The sequence below is a fragment of the Paraburkholderia sp. RL18-085-BIA-A genome, from assembly GCF_046027075.1.
Lineage (GTDB): Bacteria > Pseudomonadota > Gammaproteobacteria > Burkholderiales > Burkholderiaceae > Paraburkholderia.
The window spans coordinates 60,547-79,776 of the sequence record NZ_JARESU010000005.1 but is presented as its reverse complement, the minus strand read 5'-3'; the positions used below and the strand labels follow the sequence as shown (position 1 = coordinate 79,776).

Here is a 19,230-nt window from a genome sequence, read left to right as displayed (position 1 = left end):
CCCTGAAGGGAAGGTGTGGTGATTGACAGACAGTAACGCACGGTGACAAGCGGCCCCGCCGTAGAAGCTCACGTCAAACGCAGCTCAGACCAAGCCAGGTCATCAGTCAACGCCAGCCTGGTTGAGGCCATCTCCAGCCCACACCGGTCTTGAAGGGTCTACCGGGGAGCCCAATGGGCCCCCAAGCGGCTTGCGCCTCGCCACTCTCCTGCAACGCGCCCTAAAGATGCGGTACCGACGCCGGCAAATTGCCAAGTGGCGTGGACAGCGGCTCGCCCTCCATATGCCGCATCCCATGCGAGCACAGCAGACGATACAGCGTCACGCGCGAGATACCGAGTTCCTGCGCGGCGTCGCCAAGCCGCCCGCGATGCCGCAACAGCGCGAGTTCGATCGCCTGACGTTCGGCCGCTTCACGCGCCTGCGCGAGCGACACCGGCACGATCTCGACATACTCGGCCAGTTCGAGATCGCGCGCCGTGATCGCGCGGCCCTCGGACATCACGATTGCGCGCCGCACGCGGTTGATCAGCTCGCGCACATTGCCCGGCCAGCCGTAGTTATGCAGCGCCGCGATCGCATCGGGCGCGAAGCCGCGCAAGCGGCGGCTCGCATCCTTCTTGAAACGTTCCAGCATGTGGCGCGCAAGCAACTCGATGTCCTTGCCGCGCGCGCGCAGCGGCGGCTCGTCGATCTGCAGCACGCACAGCCGGTGATAGAGGTCGGAACGAAAGCGTCCTTCGATCATCGCGGCCGTCATGTCGACGTGCGTCGCCGAAATGATCCGCACATCCACGTCGATCGCGCCGTGGCCGCCCAGCCGCTCGACCTTGCGCTCCTGCAGGAAGCGCAACAGGCTCGCCTGGCTCTCGAGCGGCAGATCACCGATTTCGTCGAGAAACAGCGTGCCGCCGTTGGCCGCTTCCACCCGGCCGATCTTGCGCTGATTGGCACCGGTAAACGCGCCGCGTTCATACCCGAACAGTTCCGATTGCAGCAGATGCGGCGGGATCGCGCCGCAGTTGATCGGCACGAAAGGCGCGTTGCGCCGCGCCGAGCGTTCGTGAATCGCGACCGCCGTCAGTTCCTTGCCGGTGCCCGATTCGCCCGAGATGAACACCGGCGCGTCGGTCATCGCCACTTTGCGGATCGAGCGGAACAGCGCGAGCATCGCGTCGCACGAGCCGACCATTTCGCCTTCGGCGCCTTGCGAGCCATCGTTCGAAGCCGGCTCGCCCAGCGAGATCATGCCGTAAGCGTGCCCGACGGAATCGACGATGCGATCGCCCGAATACGGTACCGTCACATAGTCGAAACAATAGTCGCGCACGAGCCGGCGCAAAGCGGCGTCACGCAGCTGGCCGGGCATGGTGGTTGCCACCCAGCCGACGTTCGGCATGGTCAGGCAGGACTCGAAAGCGGCGATTTCGTGCGGCTGGAAATCGCTGGAGAGATCGAGCAGGCCGCCCGCCGCCGCTCCGGCGCGAACCGCCCGGCGCACGTCGCGCGCCGATCCCACGACTTCGACATGCCAGCCGCGCTGGAGAAACCTGGTATTCAATTCCGCGCTCGGATCGCGTGAAACGTAAATCAGTTGCCGCGTTGCGGGTTCCATTATTCAGATCCTCTCGTCAACGAACGTTAAGGATGACGCACGCACCTGAACTGCAATTCAGACACGCTGACTCATTCGGGATTCGCGAATCGCAAAACCCGAACGGCCATTCCATTCCGTGCGGACAGCTGATCCCCAAGAAAAGCGGCGTGTGTGTTTGAGACGGCCTGTTTGCGGCCTTTTTTAAATCTGAAGCCGTTTTCGAGAGCTTACTATACGTCCGCCGCTTGGAAAACAATTATACGAATTTAATCACGGAGTCCTTTCCCACCAAGGCTCGGCGGCTGATAACCATTTATTCAGCCGACGAATAAAACATTAGTGGAAGCGCTTTTCCTGGCGTTCACCCGAAGGTAGTTTGTACCCGCCAGATTAACGAATTACAGGTATTTTGTGCCTATCGTTTCAGCGCTGAAACGTTTTTGTCTGATTTGTCGAATAAGTCTCCAAGGTATGTAGATCGCATCCATACGCATCAACGGATTGCGAGCGGTGGCACACGTTTCGCTAAATGCCATGCATCCAGGAGACCCATCAATGCGACCCGCTTCCCGCATCGACCAAATCGGCATCGCAGCGTGCGCGGCCCTGTGCGCGGCAATCGCCCTTATCGTGCTGCCCACCGAGGTCCATGCCCAAGCCACACAGGCTTTATCCGCCACGCTGGCAGATTTCGCCGGGGCAAACCTCGAAGTCGACAGCGTCGCCGCAACCTCGTCCGATGCGACGGCCGGCGCGGCCAGTGAATCCGGCCAGTTCGCGATCGATGCGCTGGGCGATCCCGCCGATGATGCGTCCGTGAACGATATTTCTCTCGACGACCAGGTGCTGTCGCGCCAACGCGGCGGCGCGGTCGGCATGTTGATGGTCGGCGCGACGCCGCAGCTAACGCGCGGCAGCAGCGGCGGCCGCGTGACGCTGTGGGACGAGATCGCCCCGCCGTCGCCGTTGCCGATCCCGGTCGACGCCGCGCGCGCCGCCCAAGGCAACGTCGCCACGTACCAGAGAAAGTAGCTCGAACCGATTTGCGATTCAGCAGAGGCAGCGCGGATCGAAAACACCGCGCGCCGAGAAGACAAAAAGAAAGGACCGAGACATGACTACCTCCATCCGGACGCCGCGCGCGCATAGCTCGCGGGCGGCGTCGCCAGCCCTCGCCCTCACCGGGCTCCCGGCCGCCCTCGCAAGCGCTCTCGTCCTGCTCACCGCATGCTTCGCCGACACTGCGGTCGCGCAGCAAGTCGTCAATCCGGGCGACATCGTCGTCGAGCGCACGGTCACGCCGCGCGACGCCTTCGTGCCCGTGCCGCGCGACCAGGACCCGGTCGCGGTGCGCGCCACCACTTCCCGGCCAACTCGTTCAATCCGGCCATCGCCCAACTCGTGGGCGACTCCGATCTGACGAACGCGCACGGGTCAAGCGGTGTGGTCGCGGGCGGCGCGCTCGGCGGCACCGGCATGCAGGCGGTCACGCAGATCCTGAGCGGCAAGGCGACCGGCAACAACATCGCGCTCAATGCCGACGGCGGCGTCGGCCCCACGCCCGGCATCGGCGGCACCATCAGCTCGTCGGTGACGGGTGCGCTCCCGCCGCTGTCGAATGTACTGGGCGGCTGGCTCCGAGGTTTGAAATGAGCCCGCGCCGGCTCGACCATCGCCAGCGGCGCGGGCGCCGGCGTAACCGGCGCGTTCACGCTCAACCAGACACCCGGTCTCGACAACGCGCAGGCCCATCAGATCACCGTCACGAACGGCGGCGCGGCCAGCAGCGAGCGGCTCAACGACCCACTCGCGCGGCGGCTCGTGCGCCACTACTGTTTCGACTTCGTGAAGATGCCGGTGGCGAACGCAACGGTCGACTACCTGGTCGGCCACGCGTTCGGCATGGTCACGCTGTGCGAGCCGGAACTCGCGCCGCCCATCAGCGAGTCGGGCGACGACGAGATGGTCGGCACCTGCGAGGCAATGCAGCAGCTTTTTCGCCCGATCCGCAAGGTGGCGAACACCGACGCGAGCGTGTTCATCTCCGGCGAGTCGGGCACCGGCAAGGAGCTGACCGCGCTCGCAATTCACGAGCGCTCGCCGCGCCACAAGGCGCCCTTCATGGCGATCAATTGCGGGGCGATTCCACATCATCTGCTGCAGTCCGAACTATTCGGCTACGAGCGTGGCGCATACACGGGCGCCAATCAGCGCAAGATCGGCCGGGTCGAAGCCGCCGACGGCGGCACGCTGCTGCTCGACGAAATCGGCGATCTGCCGCTCGAAAGCCAGGCGAGCCTGCTGCGCTTTCTGCAGGAAGGCAAGATCGAGCGGCTCGGCGGGCGCGAATCGATTCCGGTCGACCTGCGGATCATTTCCGCCACCCACGTCGACCTGGAAGAGGCGATGCGCGACGGGCGCTTTCGCGCCGGCCTGTTTCACCGGCTCTGCGTGCTGCGTGTGGACGAGCCGCCGCTGCGCGCGCGCGGCAGGTACATCGAGATTCTCGCGCATCACATCCTGCGCAAGTTCAAAGCCGACAGCGCGCGCAAGATCCGCCGTTTCACGCCGTCCGCGATCGAGGCGCTGTACAACTACAACTGGCCCAGCAATGTGCGCGAGTTGATCAATCGCGTGCGCCGCGCGATCGTGATGGCCGAGAACAAGCTGATTTCCGCCGACGACCTCGACCTCGCGCAGTTCACGGAACAGCAGACCATGACGCTGACGCAAGCACGTGAAGCCGCCGGGAAACGCGCGATCGAGGCGGCGTTGCCGCGGCACCGGCACCGGCAGAACGAGGCGGCGGTGGATCTGAACATTTCGCGCGTCACGCTGTACCGGCTGATGGGTCTTCACGGCCTGCGCGAATTGAGTGGTGCCGGCGAGAAGACGCCATTCGCCGCGGACGATCCGCCGCACGAATGACGCTGCCGGTGAATGACCAGGAGGGCCGCGCCGCGGCCCGCGCCGGCGCGTCAGGTAGAATCGGTCCGGTTACGTTCCCCTTTCCATTCGATGACGACGCTCACTCTGATCGTCGCTCGCGCCAACAACGGCGTGATCGGCCGCGACAACCAGTTGCCCTGGCGACTGCCCGAAGACCTCGCGTTCTTCAAGCGCACCACGATGGGCGCGCCCATCATCATGGGCCGCAAGACGCATGAATCGATCGGCCGGCCGTTGCCGGGACGCCGCAACATCGTCGTGACGCGGGATGCGACGCGCCGCTTTCAGGGCTGCGACGCCGCCACGACCCTCGCGGACGCGCTGCGGCTCGCCGGTCAGGACCAGGCGCCGGAAGCGTTTCTGATCGGCGGCGCGCAGTTGTACGTGGAAGGGCTGCGTCTCGCGGACAAGCTGATCGTCACCGAGATTTCCGCGGACTTCGACGGCGACGCGACGTTCCCCAAGCTCGATGACGACGAGTGGGAAGAAGTCGCGCACGAGACGCATCGTGCGCATGCACCGAACGATTTCGACTATGCATTCGTCACGTACAAGCGCAAGGGTGCTGGAAAGCGCAACGCTTAACTCGTTACGCGTCACGCGCAATAAAAAACGCCACGCAGATTTTTTTGCGTGGCGTTTTTGTTTTCTGCGCCGCCGGGACTCGGCCCCTGCGGCCCCAACCGCTCACTGCCCCGCGATTGTCATCCGTTCGATCAGCACCGAGCCGGTCTGCTTGGTGCCGCGCGTGATCGTATCCGCGCCGATCGCGACGATATGGCGGAACATCTCCTGCAGCGTGCTCGCCACCGTGATCTCCTCGACCGGATACTGGATCTTGCCGTTCTCGACCCAGAAGCCCGACGCGCCGCGCGAGTAGTCGCCCGTCACGTAGTTCACGCCCTGCCCCATCAGTTCGGTGAGCAGCAGGCCGGTGCCGAGCTTCTTCAGCATCGCTTCGAAGTCGTCCCCGGGACGCGTGTTCGAGCTGCGAAGCGACAGGTTGTGTGAGCCGCCCGCGTTGCCGGTGGTCTGCATGCCGAGCTTGCGCGCCGAATAGGTGGACAGGAAGTAGCCTTCCACCACGCCGTCCTTCACCACCGAACGCTGTTTGGTGCGCACGCCTTCTTCGTCGAACGGCGCGCTGCCCATCGCGCGGACCACGTGCGGATCTTCGACGATCTGCACGTGTGGCGCGAATACCGGCTTGCCGAGACTATCGACGAGGAACGAGGTCTTGCGATACAGCGCGCCGCCGCTCGTGGCCTGCACGAACGCGCCGAGCAGCCCGGCGGCGAGCGGCGCTTCGAACAGCACGGGCACCTTGCGCGTATCGAGACCGCGCGCGCCGATGCGCGCGAGCGCGCGTTGCGCCGCGTAGCGGCCCACCGCTTCCGGGTCGGCCAGTTCCGAGGCGCTGCGGGTCGAGGTGTACCAGTCGTCGCGCTGCATGTTGCGGCCGCTGCCCGCGATCGGCGCGCACGCGATGTAGTGGCGCGAGTACGGATAGCCCGCGAGGAAGCCGCGCGAGGTGGCCAGCACGAACTGCGAGTGCTGCGCCGACACGCTCGCGCCTTCCGAGTTCTTGATCTGCGGATCGGTCGCGAACGCGGCGTCTTCCGAGCGGCGGGCGATTTCCACCGCTTCGTCGGCGGACAGATTCCACGGGTGATACAGATCGAGATCGCGCGGCGCGGTTTCGAGCAGCTCGGCTTCGGCAAGGCCGGCGCAGTCGTCTTCCGCGGTGAAGCGCGCGATGTTGTACGCCGCCGCGACCGTGTCCTTCAAAGCTTGCGACGAGAAGTCCGAGGTGCTCGCATTGCCGCGCTTGTTGCCGATGAACACCGTCACGCCGACCATCTTGTCGCGGTTGTGTTCGATCGTCTCGACTTCGCCGCGCCGCACGGAGACGGACAGGCCGTCGCCCTCGGAGATTTCGGTTGCCGCGTCGGTGCCGCCGAGCGACTTCGCGTGACGAAGGATGTCCGAGGCGATTTCCTTCAGTTCATCCTGGGTATGCGGAAAAAAGCGCTGCTTGACGTCCATGTCTGCTGCCATTGTCGTTGCCGTCCTGTTCGGGGCCGAGCGGCCCTGGGTGTTCGCACATGCCACGCTCATGCTCATGCTGCTCATTGCCCGGACACGCGCGTGGTGGTTTACGCATCCCGCGATCATAGCAAGGTACGCGCCGCCGTACCTGGCAATCGCTGAGGCTTGCGTGCCTCGCCGCGGGTTGCCGGCTGGTTGTCCGGGCGTTGTCTGCCAACTGCCTGCGGGTTGCCCCCGCGTGAGTCGCTTCACGAGGCGCAAGCCCTCGTGCGCGCCGCCAGCGCGGGTGCGGCGGGCGCGGCACGCTACAATACCGGCATGACACGCAAAACCCGCATTCAACCCATCGAATCCGCCGCGCCGGAAGTCGACGAAAACGGCTACGACCGTCCCAGCAAGTCCCAGCTCAAGCGCGAAATGCACGAGCTGCAGGAGCTAGGCGCGGCGCTGATCGCGCTGCCCAAAGACGCGCTCAAGCGCATGCCCATGCCCGAAAAACTCGACGACGCCGTGCGCGAAGCGCGCCGCATCACCGACCACGAAGGCAAGCGCCGCCAGGTGCAATACGTCGGCCGCGTGATGCGCTCGCTGCTCGACGAGGAAACCGCCGCGCTGCGCACCGCGCTCGACACCTACAACGGCGTCAACAAGGCGGAAACGGCCAAGCTCCATTGGATCGAGCGCACCCGCGAGAAACTGCTCGCCGACGACGCCGCGCTGACCGAGTTCATCCGCCTGCACCCGAATGCCGACCCGCAGGAGGGCCGCACGCTGATCCGCAACGCCCGCAAGGAAGCGCAGCAAAGCAAGCCGCCGCGCTATTTCCGCGAACTGTTCCAGTGGATCAAGAACGCGGACGGCCCGTCCGCGCAGAGCGATTCCGACGCTGACGACGCCCCGGAAGACGACGATGACGAGCGCGATGAGTAAGCCCATTCGCCGGCACCCGGACGAGATCGTGATCGGCCTCGTGTCGATCAGCGACCGCGCGTCGAGCGGCGTGTACGAGGACAAGGGCATTCCGGCGCTGCAGGAGTGGCTGGGCGCGGCATTGAGCTCGCCGTGGCAGGTGCTCACCCGGCTGATTCAGGACGATGCACCCACTATTTCCGCGACGCTCGTCGAACTCGTCGACGAAGCCGGCTGCGATCTGGTGCTGACCACCGGCGGCACCGGCCCGTCCCGCCGCGACGTCACACCCGAGGCGACGCTTGCGGTCGCGACGAAGGAGATGCCCGGTTTCGGCGAGCAGATGCGGCAGATCAGCCTGCATTTCGTGCCGACCGCGATCCTGTCGCGCCAGGTGGCGGTAATCCGCGAAACGGCGGATCACGCGGCGCTGATCATCAATTTGCCGGGTCAGCCGAAGTCGATCAGGGAAACGCTGGAGGGCTTGCGCGATACGGCTGCAGACGGCACGGCAGGCACGGGCGGCGCGGTGAAGGTGCCGGGCATTTTCGCGGCGGTGCCTTACTGCATCGACCTGATCGGCGGCCCGTATGTGGAAACGAATACCGACGTGGTGAAGGCATTCCGGCCGAAGAACGCGGTGCGCGCGCCCCGGCCGGCCTAGCGCTTATTCGGCGCTGGCGGACGCGTCCGGCGCCGACGGAATCAGGAAGTGCTCGCGGTAGTACTTCAGTTCGTCGATCGACTCGTGGATGTCGGCCAGCGCCGTGTGCATCGCGCGCTTCTGGAAACCCTTGTAGATGGCCGGCTGCCAGCGGCGGCACAGCTCCTTCAGCGTGCTGACGTCGAGATTGCGGTAGTGAAAGAAGCTCTCCAGATCCGGCATCCAGCGCGCCATGAAGCGGCGGTCCTGGCAGATCGAGTTGCCGCACATCGGCGACTTGCCGGGCGGCACGTACTGCGCGAGGAAATCGCGGATCAGCTCGGTGGCGTCGGCCTCGCTGACGGTGGACGCCTTCACGCGGTCGATCAGCCCCGACCGGCCATGGGTGTTCTGATTCCACTGATCCATCTTGGCGAGCGTCTCGTCGCTCTGGTGAATCGCCAGCACCGGACCTTCGACCAGCCGGTCAAGCGTCGAATTCGTCACCACCACCGCGATTTCGATGATGCGGTCGGAGTCGGGCTCGAGCCCGGTCATTTCCATGTCCAGCCAAACGAGATTCATGTCGCTGCGCACGAGCGGCGGCTGTTCGGTGGATGCGATGATGTCAGTCATGAAGGCAACCCTGATGGCCTGGCAGACGGCTTCTGTGCGAGCCCGCTTGCCACGGCAATTGTTCGTTTGAGATTGGTTTGAGCGCCTGGCTCGAGCCGGTTTGAGCCGGTTTGACCATGTCGCCCCGCCGTGAGGCGGGAAGAAACATATAATTCTCGCATAGATACCACGGAATCCCCGGATGCCCACCCTGTACTTCACCGCATTGTTCGTCGTCGCCGTCATGGCGATGGTCGGCACCAAACTCTGGCTCGCGTCGCGGCAAATCCGCTTCGTCGCCGCCCATCGCGAACAGGTGCCGAGCCAGTTCACCGGCACCATCGCATTGACCGCGCACCAGCGCGCCGCCGACTACACCATCGAGCGCACCCGCCTCACGATGATCGAGATCATCGTCGGCGCGGCCGTGCTGATCGGCCTCACGCTGCTCGGCGGCGTGCAGGCGCTCGATCTGGCGATCTCCGACTGGCTCGGCCGCGACTACGTCGGCCAGATCGCGCTGATCGTCGCGGTGATCGCGATCACCGGCGTGATCGACCTGCCGTTCGACTATTACCGGCAGTTCGTGATCGAACAGCGCTTCGGCTTCAACCGGATGAGCAAGCGCATCTTCTTCCTGGATCGCATCAAGGGCACGCTGCTCGGCGCCGCGTTCGGCCTGCCGCTGCTGTTCGTCGTGCTGTGGCTGATGAAACAGGCGGGCGACCTGTGGTGGCTGTGGACGTGGATCGTCTGGGTCGCGTTCCAGATGCTCGTGCTGGTGCTGTATCCGTCGTTCATCGCGCCGCTCTTCAACAAGTTCGAACCGCTCAAGGACGAAGCGCTGAAAAGCCGCATCGAAGCCCTGATGCAACGCTGCGGCTTCGCCGCCAAGGGCCTCTTCGTGATGGACGGCAGCCGCCGTTCGGCGCACGGCAATGCGTACTTCACCGGCTTCGGCGCGGCCAAGCGGATCGTGTTCTTCGACACGCTGCTCGCGCGCCTGTCGGGCAGCGAGATCGAAGCCGTGCTCGCGCACGAACTCGGCCACTTCAAGCGCCGCCATGTGATCAAGCGGATGCTCGTCACTTTCGCGATCAGCCTCGTGATGCTCGCGCTGCTCGGCTGGCTTTCGCAGTGCGTGTGGTTCTACGAAGGCCTGGGCGTGCGGCCGTCGCTGCTGGGCGGCAACAGTGGCCTTGCGCTCGTGCTGTTCTTCCTCGCGCTACCGGTGTTCCTGTTTTTCGTCACGCCGCTCGGCAGCCTCAGCTCGCGCAAGCACGAGTTCGAAGCCGACGCGTTCGCCGCGACGCAGACCGATGCGCAAGACCTCGTCAACGCGCTTGTCAAGCTGTACGAGGACAATGCGTCGACGCTGACGCCCGATCCGCTTTACACCGCGTTCTATTACTCGCATCCGCCGGCGTCGCAGCGGATCGACCGTCTGCTGCGGCACGCATGAGCGGCCGCTCCCCGAAAGCGCCGCGCGCGCCGTCCAGCCCGCGCCTAGGCGGCCTCGTGGTGGCCGCGCATGGCCGCCACTATCTGGTCGCGCCCGAAGACGGCGGCCCGATGCTCCAGTGCTTCCCGCGCGGCAAGCGCAGCGAGGTGGCGGTTGGCGATCGCGTGATTTACGAGCCGACCTCCGCGGACCAGGGCGTGATCGTCGAGATCGGCGAACGGCGCAATCTGCTGTATCGCTCGGATCAGTACAAGTCGAAACTGTTCGCCGCCAATCTCGATCAGCTGTTGATCGTGCTCGCCACCGAACCACATTTCAGCGAAGACCTGCTCGGCCGCGCACTGGTCGCCGCCGACGCGAACCAGCTGAAGCCGTTGATCGTGCTGAACAAGATCGACGTGACCGGTGCGCTCGACGGCGCGCGCAGACGGCTGGAGCCGTATCGCGCGTTGGGCTATACGGTCGTCGAGGTGTCGATCAAGATGCAGCCCGAGGCCGCTCGTGCCGCTTTGATCGAACATCTGCGCGGTCATTCGACGCTGCTGCTGGGACAGTCCGGTATGGGCAAGTCGACACTCGTGAACCTGCTGATTCCTGATGCGGAAGTCGCCACGCGCGAGATCTCGACGGCACTCAATAGCGGGCGCCATACCACCACTTTTACGCGGCTCTATCCATTGCCGAACGTCGACGGCAGCGGCGCAGGCGGTGCATTGATCGACTCGCCGGGCTTTCAGGAATTCGGCCTGCATCATCTGACCGAAGGCCGGCTCGAACGCGCGTTCCCGGAGTTCCGGCCGCTGCTGCCGAACTGCCGCTTCTACAACTGCCATCACTTGCACGAGCCGGGCTGCGCGATTCTCGAAGCGGTCTCCGACGGCCGCATCCGCCGGGAACGGCATGCGTTGTATGCGCAACTCGTGCACGAAGCCAGCCAGATCGTCCGCTGACATGAAACTGATGCGCGCGCCGAATCTGATCACCGGACAGCATTGGGTCAACGTGCTGGCGACCGCGGGAATCCGTTGCGAGTTGCACAACCGCTATCTGAACGGCGCGCTCGGCGATATTCCGGCAGACCAGTGCGCGCCGGAGTTGTGGCTCGTCGATGAACGCGACGAGGCGATGGCCCGGCGTTTGATCGATGCGGCTGCGCATGGACCGGCGGCGGGCTCGCCCAATTGGCAATGCCGTCAGTGCGGAGAGACGCTCGAAGCGCAATTCACGGTGTGCTGGCAGTGCGGGACGGCGCGTGATCCGTTGGATGGATGAGGCAGAAGGCGGTTGCGCGCGAGACGTCTGTTACCGTGGGGAATGATGCAATGAGTAGGCCGCGCGCCGCGCCTATCAAACGCAAGGCCGCGTTGGCCGATGCAATAAGAAAAGCCGGGTAAATGACCCGGCTTTTTCATGCGCTGCGCCAGCTAGTGTGGCCGTATCAAGCGAGCCACACCGCGATGGTCAGCATCAACAGCAGAATCATCCACAGCACCACCGCGCGCCACACCAACCCCACCGCCGATTGCAACGTGCGCGGCGTGCAGTCGTCGCCGACCTGCATCGGGCCGCCATCGCCGGTAGCAAGCGCGTCGAGGCTGGACGGTTCGGCAAGCGGGCCGCTCAGACGCGCGCCCAGCGCGCCGCTTCCGGCGGCCAGCAACACGCCGTCGTTCGTATCGGGCCACTGACGCGCATGATTGCGCCACGCATAAATCGCATCCTCGAAATTCCCGACGATGGCAAATCCCAGCGACGTCAACCGCGCCGGCACCCAGTCGATCACGAAGAACGCTTGCTGCGCGAAGCTCGAAAACGCGGCGGTCCGATCGTCTGCCGGACGCGCCCATGCGCGCGCCAGGTATTCGGCGATCCGGTACAGCACCGCGCCCGCCGGCCCGACCGGAATCAGGAACCAGAAGAACACGCCGAACACATGGCGATGCGATGCGACCACCGCGTGAATCAGCGTATGACGGACGATCTCGCTGACGGGCATATCGACGGTATCGAGCCCGGTCCATTCATTCAGAATTTCACGCGCGCGCGGCACGTCGTCGTTGTTCAACGCGAGATGAATATCCGTGAAATAGTGGCTGAACTGGCGGAAGCCGAGCGTGAAGTACAGCACCGCGACGTTCCACAAGAACGCCAGCGCGAAGTGAATGTGATACAGCACGTAGTAGACGAGCGCAACCGCCAGCGTCCAGGGCACCACCACTACAAGCCACGCGAGCAGGCCATGCTTGGGCTTGCCGGCATCGAATCCGTGCGCCGCCGACTCCGCATGGTATTGAAGCAGCGCGGACACCGGGTTATTCGGTGACAGCGCGCGAACCTGTTCAATGATCAGAGCCAGCAATACGGAGAAAAAAGTCATGCGATGCGCCGTGCTTTTTAAGTTTTTACGATTGTTTTATAACGATAGCACAGGGTCGGATTCGTCTGAGTGCAGACACTGACAAAGAGCCAACGACTGCACAGTCCGGCGCGCTTCACGCAGCGAGGAAGCGATACAGGTTGCGCAGCATCGCCGCTGTGGCGCCCCAGATAAAATGGTGCCCGCCGACTTCGCTGACGCCCTGCCCGCTCGCCCCCGCGGATTTGCTGCGCGGATACGGCATCGCGAAAAAGCGGCGCTCGCCGCCCTCGTAACGGAACACGCGCTCCTCGTGATTCGCGGGGTCCATCAGAAAAGCGAGCGGCACTTCGAAGACTTCGGCCACTTCCAGCTCATCCATTTTCAATGCGAACGGCGGATGCACGAGACCGATCACCGGCGTCACGCAAAAGCCGGTGCCGGTCAGGTAGTCGGGCAAGGCACCGAGAATTTCCACTCGCGACGGCGCGAGGCCGACCTCTTCCTGTGCTTCGCGCAGCGCGGTAGCGATAGCGTCGGCATCGAAGGGTTCCTGGCGGCCGCCGGGAAAACTCACCTGGCCGGCGTGATCGTTCAGATGGTCGGCACGCTGCGTGAGCAGCACGGTCAGCCCGTGATCGCGGACTACCAGCGGCACCAGCACTGAGGCAACACGCGGATCGCCCGGCGTGTTGCGCCATTGCACTTCGACGACAGGCTCCGGCGCCCAGGCAAGACGCTGCTCGAAACGCGCGCGCAGGCCATCAGCTGTGAGGCGCTCGGCGGCCACTGGCGGGAGATGTGCGCCAGTGGCTTCGACAGGGAGTGTTTCAGGCTCAAAGATGGGGCGGGTCAACGGGTCTCTCTGAATAAGCGGATAAGGGGCATGCCGCTATTTTGACCTGGCAAACAAAAAAGCACCCGCGAGGGGTGCTTTTTCTTACAGCATTTACGCCTGGGAAGCAGCGCGGTCTTTCGAGACCAGCTTTTCCTTGATCCGGGCTGACTTGCCCGAACGTTCGCGCAGATAGTACAGCTTCGCACGACGCACGTCGCCACGACGCTTCACGACGATGCTTGCCAGCAACGGCGAGTACGTCTGGAACGTACGCTCGACGCCTTCGCCCGACGAAATCTTGCGGACGATGAACGACGAATTCAGACCACGGTTACGCTTGGCGATCACGACGCCCTCGTAAGCCTGAACACGCTTACGCGTACCTTCAACCACGTTCACGCTGACGATCACCGTGTCGCCCGGAGCGAAGTCGGGGATGGTCTTCTCGCCGAGGGCGCGCGCGATTTCTTCCTGCTCGAGTTTTGCAATCAGATTCATTACTGACTCCTGGATCCATCTTGTCGGCGTTCGTACCTGCCTTGCGGCTACGGCCCCGATAGAGGATGGGTTCACATCTGGCGCCGAATACGCATGTGCGGCGCCGCCTGGTGTCCGCTCGAAAGACCGCCGGCTTTACGCCTTCGATTCTTCCTTCGCGAGACTCGCGAGCCATGCCTCGTCGGCACGGCTCAACATCTTGTTCTTTCTGGCCTTCACGATCAGATCGGGCCGTTTGTGCAACGTGTTGCGCAGCGCCTCACGCCGACGCCACGCCTCGATTTCCGCGTGATGGCCGCCGAGCAGCACATCGGGCACACGCACGCCGTTGTATTCCTCAGGGCGCGTGTAATGCGGACAATCCAGCAGTACGTCGACAAAGCTGTCCTGCACCGCCGACTGCGAGTCGTTCAACACGCCGGGCAACTGGCGCACGACCGCATCCATTAACGCCATCGCGGGCAATTCACCACCCGACAACACGAAGTCGCCGAGGCTGACCTCTTCGTCGACGACTCGGTCGAGCAGACGCTGATCAATCGCTTCATAACGCCCGCACAACAGGATCAGGCCGGGTTCGGCGGCGAATTGCATGACGCGCTCGTGATTCAACGTTGCGCCTTGCGGCGACATCATCACGACGCGCGACGCGCCGATGCCCTGCTCCGCCTGCGCCGCTTTCGCCGCGCCGATCGCATCTTCCAACGGCTTTGCCAGCATCACCATGCCGGGTCCGCCGCCGTAAGGGCGGTCGTCGATTGTGCGATAGTTGTCGGTGGTGAAATCACGCGGATTCCACGTACGCAACCCATAGCGCTCCTGCTTCGCGGCACGGCTGGTGATACCCCAGTCGGTCAGCGCGCGGAACATTTCAGGAAAGAGCGTCACGACATCGAACTGCATCGCTCTCTCCATTCAGCGAATGTTTTTAGTAATCGGCTTCCCAGTCGACGATGATCTGCTTCGCCGCCTGGTCCACCGTTTTGACATAGACGCCGACGAACGGGATCAAACGCTCGCCTGCGACCGGCTTGCCGTTTTTGTCGGTAGCCGGATATTCGATGCGCAACACCGAGTGCGCACCGTTGTCGATCATGTCTGCGACCTTGCCGAGATTGACTCCGGCAACGTTCACCACATCCATGCCGAGCAGGTCGACCCAGTAGAATTCGTCGGCTTCGAGGGCCGGAAACTCGCTGCGGCTGATATAGACGCGAGAGCCGCGCAGTGCCAGCGCCACGTCGCGGTCAGTGACGCCGCCCAGATGGGCAACCACACTGTCGCTATGCGTTTTTGCCTGCAATGACGGCGCCGACTTGCGCTCGTGGCCTTTCAGCAGCCACCAGCGCTTCGCGCTCAGCAAAGCGTCGCCGCCATGCCCGGCATCCGCATGCGCGGCTACCTTGACCCAACCTTTGAGGCCGTAAGCGTCGACGATTGCGCCGACCTCGACCGCATCGGCCGGCCAGCTTTCCACCGTTTCCGCGCGCATTTCTGCTGCAGCGGAACCGACTTGTGCAACCTGGGCTTGCGCCCCGCCTTCGGCCCGGTCGACCGGCTTGCGGACGAATGCACCGAACGGCGCCTGACCAGACGTCTTCGCGCGCGAAGCTGCCGCTTTTGCCTTCACGCGACCTGAACTGCCGGACTCACGCTCGGACATGAGAAAACCTCGCTACCAGCTTCGACGTCTGCTTCAGTAAAACAACTCGCGCATCGGACTGCTCACGCAAGCTGCGCGAGCCGCCGGCCGAACCGACGACGATACGCATGCGAGCTACCATTAAGCAGCCGGCTGCGCCTTTTGCGCTTCCTTCACGAGACGCTCGACGGTCGGCGACAGTTGTGCGCCAACACCTTGCCAGTACGTCAGGCGATCTTGAGCGATACGCAGGGATTCACCCTTCGTAGCGACCGGGTTGTAGAAGCCGACGCGCTCGATGAAGCGGCCGTCACGACGGCTACGCGAATCGGTTGCGACGATGTTGTAGAACGGGCGCTTCTTGGAGCCGCCACGAGCCAAGCGGATGATGACCATACTAGAATCCTTGAAAACCGGGGTTCGGAACGACTGAAACACGCGATTATAGCGGGAAACCGACGCCATAACAAACACTTACCGGGATAAACTGAGTGACCGGGCCGCGCCGGCCATCCGCAAAAGGGCCCAGGACCACGCCAGAACGCCCGGATTACCTGATGGAGCGCCCGTGAAACTGCTGCCGCCGACTGCTTTTTTACCCGCCCTTCTTCTCGTATTCATGTGGTTTGCCTGCCGGACGCACAACTCGCGCCGCCGCGCGCTGCGCTTCGCGGCGGCCACGTTGCTCGCCGGCCAGACCCTGACGGCGGTCGCCGCACTGCCTGTCGAGCGCATCAAATTGCCGCCGGGCTTTCACATCGAGGTTTTGTCGGACGCCGTGCCGAGCGCACGTGCGATGGCGCTCTCGCCGAAGGGCATTCTTTACGTAGGCAGTTTCGACGGGCATGTCTATGCGCTCGAACTGCAAAACGGCCGCGTGACAGCCCGCCACGTGATCGCTTCCGCCCTGGAATTGCCGGCGGGCGTGGCATGGCGGGACGGCGCACTGTATGTGTCCGCAGTGTCGAAGATTGTACGCTTCGATGCGATCGACGCTCATCTGAACGATCCGCCCAAACCCGCCGTCGTAATCGACACGCTGCCTACCGAGACGCATCACGGCTGGAAATTCATCGCCTTCGGCCCGGACGGCAAGCTCTATGTGCCGCAAGGCGCACCCTGCAACGTGTGCCTGAAAAACCGCGACCGCTTCGCGACGATCGGCCACATGGACCCGGACGGCAGCCACTATGAAGTCGTGGCACGCGGCATACGCAACTCGGTGGGGTTCGCGTGGCATCCGGCGACGCACGAACTGTGGTTTACCGACAACGGTCGCGACCTGCTGGGCGACGACGTGCCCAGCGACAAGCTCAACCGCGCGCCACGCGCCGGGATGGACTTCGGCTTTCCCTATTGCCACGGCGGCGACACGCCCGACCCGGAATTCGGTAAGGACCATCCGTGCAGCGGATTTACGCCGCCGGTGGTCAAACTGGGCGCGCACGTCGCCGCGCTCGGCATGCGCTTTTACACCGGCTCGATGTTTCCGGCTGCGTACCGGAACAATATTTTCATCGCCGAACACGGATCGTGGAATCGCAGCAAGAAGGTCGGCTACCGCGTGGTGCGGGTGATCACCGACCCGGACGGCGGCAACAGGCGCCAGGAAGTCTTTGCCGAAGGCTGGCTGCAGCCGGGCGAAGCCGTTTGGGGACGCCCCGCCGACGTCTTGCCGTTGCCCGACGGTTCACTGCTGATCAGCGACGACTACGCCGGCGCGATCTATCGCGTGACGTATTCGGCGCCATAGTGTTGACAGCTGTGCGCGCGATGGCGGTCGGGCCCAGCCGCCTCGCCACCCGTTCCAGGCTGAGCGCGATCATCGTGCTGCCAACGCGCCCAGGTTCCGCGCAGCACAGTCCAGTCGCATAACCCCGTAACTTCGCAACACGCTGACCCAGCACGTGCCCCTCGGCACGCGGCGAGCGTAGAATGCGCGTCGGTCCGCACCCAACGGTGCGCCGCTCCTTTCGACCGCCTGTCACATCGCCCACGCCTACATGTCCACCGCCGCCTCGATTTCCCCGCGCTTCCGATCCAAGACGATTACCGCCTCGCTGGCCTTCCTTCTAGGCAGCCTGGGCGCCCACCGCTTCTATCTGTACGGCAAACGCGACGTGTACGGCTGGGCTCATCTGTTCGGTACGCTGATCGGCATTCCTGGCGTCATGCTGCTGGTGGCAAGCGAGCGCGCTTCGATCCTCGGCTGGGTGCTCGCTTTTTTCGGCGCGGTTTCATTACTTTCCGCGTTTCTCGCCGCGATCGTCTATGGGCTGCGTCCCGATGAAAAATGGGACGCGCAGTTCAATGCGCACACGCGACGCAAAAGCCGCTCCGGCTGGACCGTCATTTTCGTGGTGATCTTTTCGCTGCTGATCGGCGCATTCCTGCTGATGACCGGCCTCGCCCTTTCGTTCCAGACCTACTTCGAAAGTCAGGTGGAAGCGGCCAAAGCGATCTCGCAATGACCGGCCGAGCGCCGCGCTAAAAGAGCTTCAGTTGCGGATTCACGCGCACCGGCTCTTCGGCTTGCGGCGCCTCGCCCCGGCGAAAGTGCGACATATCGAGAATGCCGCGATCGCGCCGGTTCAGGCCCAGCCGGCGCACGGCGTTATGGAATCGCTGTCTGAGCAAGTCCGCCCATAAGCCCTCGCCCTTCATTCGCGTGGCGAACGACGAGTCGTAGTCTTTGCCGCCTCGCATATCGCGCACCCGGCTCATCACCCGCTCCGCGCGGTCGGGGAAATGCGCGGTGAGCCAATCCTTGAACAGCGGCGCGACTTCCCACGGCAGACGCAGCACGATATAGCTCGCATTGCTCGCCCCCGCTTGCGCGCATGCTTCGAGCACACGCTCCATGTCCGGCTCGGTGACGAACGGGATCACTGGCGCAATGCTGACGCCGACCGGAATGCCCGCCTCGCTCAAAGTGCGGATGGTGCGCAGACGGCGCGACGGCGTGGCCGCGCGCGGTTCGAGCGTGCGCGCGATCTCGGCGTCGAGTGTGGTGATGGTGATGGCCGCCATGAATTGCCCGCGCGCCGCCATGGGGGCGAGCAGGTCGATATCGCGCTCGATCAGCGACGATTTGGTGATGGCGGCAAACGGATGGTTGCGCTCGCTGAGTACTTCGATCACGCGGCGCGTGAGGCGCAAATCCCGCTCGGCGGGCTGCCACGCGTCCGTGTTGACGCCAAGCGCAATCGGCTCGGGCACATAGGATTTCTTCGACAACTCCCGCTCGAGCAGCTCCGGCGCGTTGATCTTCGCGTAGATCCGGCTTTCGAAGTCGAGCCCGGGCGACAGCCCAAGATAACTATGCGTGGGCCGCGCGAAGCAATAGATGCACCCGTGCTCGCAGCCGCGATACGGATTCAGCGACACGCCGAACGGAATGTCCGGCGACGCGTTGCGTGTGAGGATGGTCTTCGCGCGTTCCTCGAAAACCTGCGTGCGCAGCGCCTTGAGCTCGTCGTCTTCCTGCGCGGCGGGCAGCCAGCCGTCGTCCACCGCTTCGCGCTGATCGACTTCGTAGCGGCCTTGCAGGTTCGTCACCGCGCCGCGCCCCTTGCGAGGCGCAGGCGGCGCGATTGGGAATTCCTCAACGGTACGGGTGTCGGAGTTAGCCACGGCTAGGTCAAGCGAAAAAAACGGCCCAAAACACCTGTA

The 19,230-nt window shown here is 64.1% G+C and carries 19 protein-coding genes and 2 pseudogenes; 11 read left to right on the top strand and 10 right to left on the bottom strand.

What is annotated here, in order from left to right; all coding sequences use genetic code 11:
• Positions 1–220 precede the first annotated feature (220 nt).
• Positions 221–1,615, bottom strand: coding sequence for a sigma-54 dependent transcriptional regulator (locus P0D89_RS05175; protein ID WP_408357200.1), 1,395 nt, complete (start codon positions 1,613–1,615; stop codon positions 221–223).
• A gap of 537 nt (positions 1,616–2,152) precedes the next feature.
• On the opposite strand from P0D89_RS05175, the gene P0D89_RS05170 reads away from it, so the two are divergent.
• The 4 genes and pseudogenes from P0D89_RS05170 to P0D89_RS05155 all read left to right on the top strand — a co-directional run bounded on the left by P0D89_RS05170 (position 2,153) and on the right by P0D89_RS05155 (position 5,131).
• Entirely contained in the window at positions 2,153–2,629 is a 477-nt protein-coding gene (locus P0D89_RS05170; RefSeq protein ID WP_408357202.1) for a hypothetical protein, read from the top strand.
• Between the two features lie 82 nt (positions 2,630–2,711).
• Positions 2,712–3,250 (top strand): annotated as a pseudogene (locus tag P0D89_RS05165) (FapA family amyloid fibril periplasmic chaperone).
• 126 nt (positions 3,251–3,376) lie between these two features.
• Positions 3,377–4,525, top strand: a pseudogene (locus P0D89_RS05160) (sigma-54 interaction domain-containing protein); the annotation flags it as partial.
• Positions 4,526–4,615: 90 nt separating this feature from the next.
• Positions 4,616–5,131: a dihydrofolate reductase gene (locus P0D89_RS05155; RefSeq protein ID WP_408357204.1), complete on the top strand. Its 516-nt coding sequence runs from the start codon at positions 4,616–4,618 to the stop codon at positions 5,129–5,131.
• Positions 5,132–5,233: 102 nt separating this feature from the next.
• Here P0D89_RS05155 and pmbA read toward each other — a convergent pair whose 3' ends face one another.
• Positions 5,234–6,604 carry a metalloprotease PmbA gene (gene pmbA, locus P0D89_RS05150; RefSeq protein ID WP_408357207.1) on the bottom strand — a complete coding sequence of 457 codons (1,371 nt, stop codon included), beginning with the start codon at positions 6,602–6,604 and terminating at the stop codon, positions 5,234–5,236.
• Between the two features lie 309 nt (positions 6,605–6,913).
• Between pmbA and yjgA the strand changes: the two genes are divergently transcribed.
• Both yjgA and mog read left to right on the top strand, forming a co-directional pair.
• Positions 6,914–7,525 carry a ribosome biogenesis factor YjgA gene (yjgA, locus tag P0D89_RS05145; protein ID WP_408357283.1) on the top strand — a complete coding sequence of 204 codons (612 nt, stop codon included), beginning with the start codon at positions 6,914–6,916 and terminating at the stop codon, positions 7,523–7,525.
• A complete protein-coding gene (gene mog / locus P0D89_RS05140; protein WP_408357209.1) occupies positions 7,518–8,168 on the top strand; it encodes a molybdopterin adenylyltransferase in 651 nt (216 codons plus the stop codon). The genes yjgA and mog overlap by 8 nt, the downstream gene beginning before the upstream one ends.
• A gap of 3 nt (positions 8,169–8,171) precedes the next feature.
• Here mog and orn read toward each other — a convergent pair whose 3' ends face one another.
• Positions 8,172–8,783: an oligoribonuclease gene (orn, locus tag P0D89_RS05135; RefSeq protein ID WP_408357211.1), complete on the bottom strand. Its 612-nt coding sequence runs from the start codon at positions 8,781–8,783 to the stop codon at positions 8,172–8,174.
• Between the two features lie 181 nt (positions 8,784–8,964).
• On the opposite strand from orn, the gene P0D89_RS05130 reads away from it, so the two are divergent.
• From P0D89_RS05130 to P0D89_RS05120, 3 genes are read left to right on the top strand one after another with little or no spacing between them, the layout of a single operon-like run.
• Complete coding sequence (locus P0D89_RS05130) at positions 8,965–10,224, top strand: M48 family metallopeptidase (RefSeq protein WP_408357213.1); 1,260 nt, start codon at positions 8,965–8,967, stop codon at positions 10,222–10,224.
• A complete protein-coding gene (gene rsgA / locus P0D89_RS05125) occupies positions 10,221–11,174 on the top strand; it encodes a ribosome small subunit-dependent GTPase A (protein WP_408357215.1) in 954 nt (317 codons plus the stop codon). Before P0D89_RS05130 ends, rsgA begins: the two co-directional genes overlap by 4 nt.
• 1 nt (position 11,175) lies before the next feature.
• The gene (locus P0D89_RS05120) at positions 11,176–11,496 is read left to right on the top strand and encodes a putative signal transducing protein (RefSeq protein WP_408357217.1); all 321 of its coding nucleotides are present in this window, start codon (positions 11,176–11,178) and stop codon (positions 11,494–11,496) included.
• A 166-nt stretch (positions 11,497–11,662) separates the two neighbouring features.
• Here the strand turns inward: P0D89_RS05120 and P0D89_RS05115 are convergent, their stop codons facing one another.
• The 6 genes from P0D89_RS05115 to rpsP form a co-directional block, all read right to left on the bottom strand.
• On the bottom strand, positions 11,663–12,601 hold the full coding sequence (locus P0D89_RS05115; protein ID WP_149673599.1) for a CobD/CbiB family protein: 939 nt from the start codon (positions 12,599–12,601) through the stop codon (positions 11,663–11,665).
• A 115-nt stretch (positions 12,602–12,716) separates the two neighbouring features.
• Positions 12,717–13,436, bottom strand: a complete 720-nt coding sequence (locus tag P0D89_RS05110) for a CoA pyrophosphatase (protein WP_408357219.1) — start codon at positions 13,434–13,436, stop codon at positions 12,717–12,719.
• A gap of 93 nt (positions 13,437–13,529) precedes the next feature.
• Entirely contained in the window at positions 13,530–13,916 is a 387-nt protein-coding gene (gene rplS, locus P0D89_RS05105; RefSeq protein ID WP_367836222.1) for a 50S ribosomal protein L19, read from the bottom strand.
• A gap of 135 nt (positions 13,917–14,051) precedes the next feature.
• The gene (gene trmD / locus P0D89_RS05100; RefSeq protein WP_408376216.1) at positions 14,052–14,819 is read right to left on the bottom strand and encodes a tRNA (guanosine(37)-N1)-methyltransferase TrmD; all 768 of its coding nucleotides are present in this window, start codon (positions 14,817–14,819) and stop codon (positions 14,052–14,054) included.
• Between the two features lie 25 nt (positions 14,820–14,844).
• Positions 14,845–15,579, bottom strand: a complete 735-nt coding sequence (gene rimM, locus P0D89_RS05095; RefSeq protein ID WP_408357224.1) for a ribosome maturation factor RimM — start codon at positions 15,577–15,579, stop codon at positions 14,845–14,847.
• 120 nt (positions 15,580–15,699) lie between these two features.
• Complete coding sequence (gene rpsP, locus P0D89_RS05090; protein WP_013090118.1) at positions 15,700–15,954, bottom strand: 30S ribosomal protein S16; 255 nt, start codon at positions 15,952–15,954, stop codon at positions 15,700–15,702.
• 223 nt (positions 15,955–16,177) lie between these two features.
• Here rpsP and P0D89_RS05085 point away from each other — a divergent pair, with 223 nt between their 5' ends.
• On the top strand, positions 16,178–17,311 hold the full coding sequence (locus P0D89_RS05085) for a PQQ-dependent sugar dehydrogenase (protein ID WP_408357285.1): 1,134 nt from the start codon (positions 16,178–16,180) through the stop codon (positions 17,309–17,311).
• Between the two features lie 250 nt (positions 17,312–17,561).
• Positions 17,562–18,029, top strand: coding sequence for an NINE protein (locus P0D89_RS05080; protein WP_408357226.1), 468 nt, complete (start codon positions 17,562–17,564; stop codon positions 18,027–18,029).
• A 16-nt stretch (positions 18,030–18,045) separates the two neighbouring features.
• Here the strand turns inward: P0D89_RS05080 and P0D89_RS05075 are convergent, their stop codons facing one another.
• Positions 18,046–19,191 (bottom strand): PA0069 family radical SAM protein, encoded by a 1,146-nt coding sequence (locus P0D89_RS05075; RefSeq protein WP_408357228.1) that lies wholly within the window; start codon positions 19,189–19,191, stop codon positions 18,046–18,048.
• Between the last annotated feature and the right edge of the window lie 39 nt (positions 19,192–19,230).

Excerpts from the sequence above, each read along its gene's own strand:
- P0D89_RS05175 (WP_408357200.1), bottom strand. The coding sequence starts at position 1,615 with ATGGAACCCGCAACGCGGCAACTGATTTACGTTTCACGCGATCCGAGC.
- P0D89_RS05170 (WP_408357202.1), top strand. The coding sequence starts at position 2,153 with ATGCGACCCGCTTCCCGCATCGACCAAATCGGCATCGCAGCGTGCGCG.
- P0D89_RS05155 (WP_408357204.1), top strand. The coding sequence starts at position 4,616 with ATGACGACGCTCACTCTGATCGTCGCTCGCGCCAACAACGGCGTGATC.
- pmbA (WP_408357207.1), bottom strand. The coding sequence starts at position 6,604 with ATGGCAGCAGACATGGACGTCAAGCAGCGCTTTTTTCCGCATACCCAG.
- yjgA (WP_408357283.1), top strand. The coding sequence starts at position 6,914 with ATGACACGCAAAACCCGCATTCAACCCATCGAATCCGCCGCGCCGGAA.
- mog (WP_408357209.1), top strand. The coding sequence starts at position 7,518 with ATGAGTAAGCCCATTCGCCGGCACCCGGACGAGATCGTGATCGGCCTC.
- orn (WP_408357211.1), bottom strand. The coding sequence starts at position 8,783 with ATGACTGACATCATCGCATCCACCGAACAGCCGCCGCTCGTGCGCAGC.
- P0D89_RS05130 (WP_408357213.1), top strand. The coding sequence starts at position 8,965 with ATGCCCACCCTGTACTTCACCGCATTGTTCGTCGTCGCCGTCATGGCG.
- rsgA (WP_408357215.1), top strand. The coding sequence starts at position 10,221 with ATGAGCGGCCGCTCCCCGAAAGCGCCGCGCGCGCCGTCCAGCCCGCGC.
- P0D89_RS05120 (WP_408357217.1), top strand. The coding sequence starts at position 11,176 with ATGAAACTGATGCGCGCGCCGAATCTGATCACCGGACAGCATTGGGTC.
- P0D89_RS05115 (WP_149673599.1), bottom strand. The coding sequence starts at position 12,601 with ATGACTTTTTTCTCCGTATTGCTGGCTCTGATCATTGAACAGGTTCGC.
- rplS (WP_367836222.1), bottom strand. The coding sequence starts at position 13,916 with ATGAATCTGATTGCAAAACTCGAGCAGGAAGAAATCGCGCGCGCCCTC.
- trmD (WP_408376216.1), bottom strand. The coding sequence starts at position 14,819 with ATGCAGTTCGATGTCGTGACGCTCTTTCCTGAAATGTTCCGCGCGCTG.
- rimM (WP_408357224.1), bottom strand. The coding sequence starts at position 15,579 with ATGTCCGAGCGTGAGTCCGGCAGTTCAGGTCGCGTGAAGGCAAAAGCG.
- rpsP (WP_013090118.1), bottom strand. The coding sequence starts at position 15,954 with ATGGTCATCATCCGCTTGGCTCGTGGCGGCTCCAAGAAGCGCCCGTTC.
- P0D89_RS05085 (WP_408357285.1), top strand. The coding sequence starts at position 16,178 with ATGTGGTTTGCCTGCCGGACGCACAACTCGCGCCGCCGCGCGCTGCGC.
- P0D89_RS05080 (WP_408357226.1), top strand. The coding sequence starts at position 17,562 with ATGTCCACCGCCGCCTCGATTTCCCCGCGCTTCCGATCCAAGACGATT.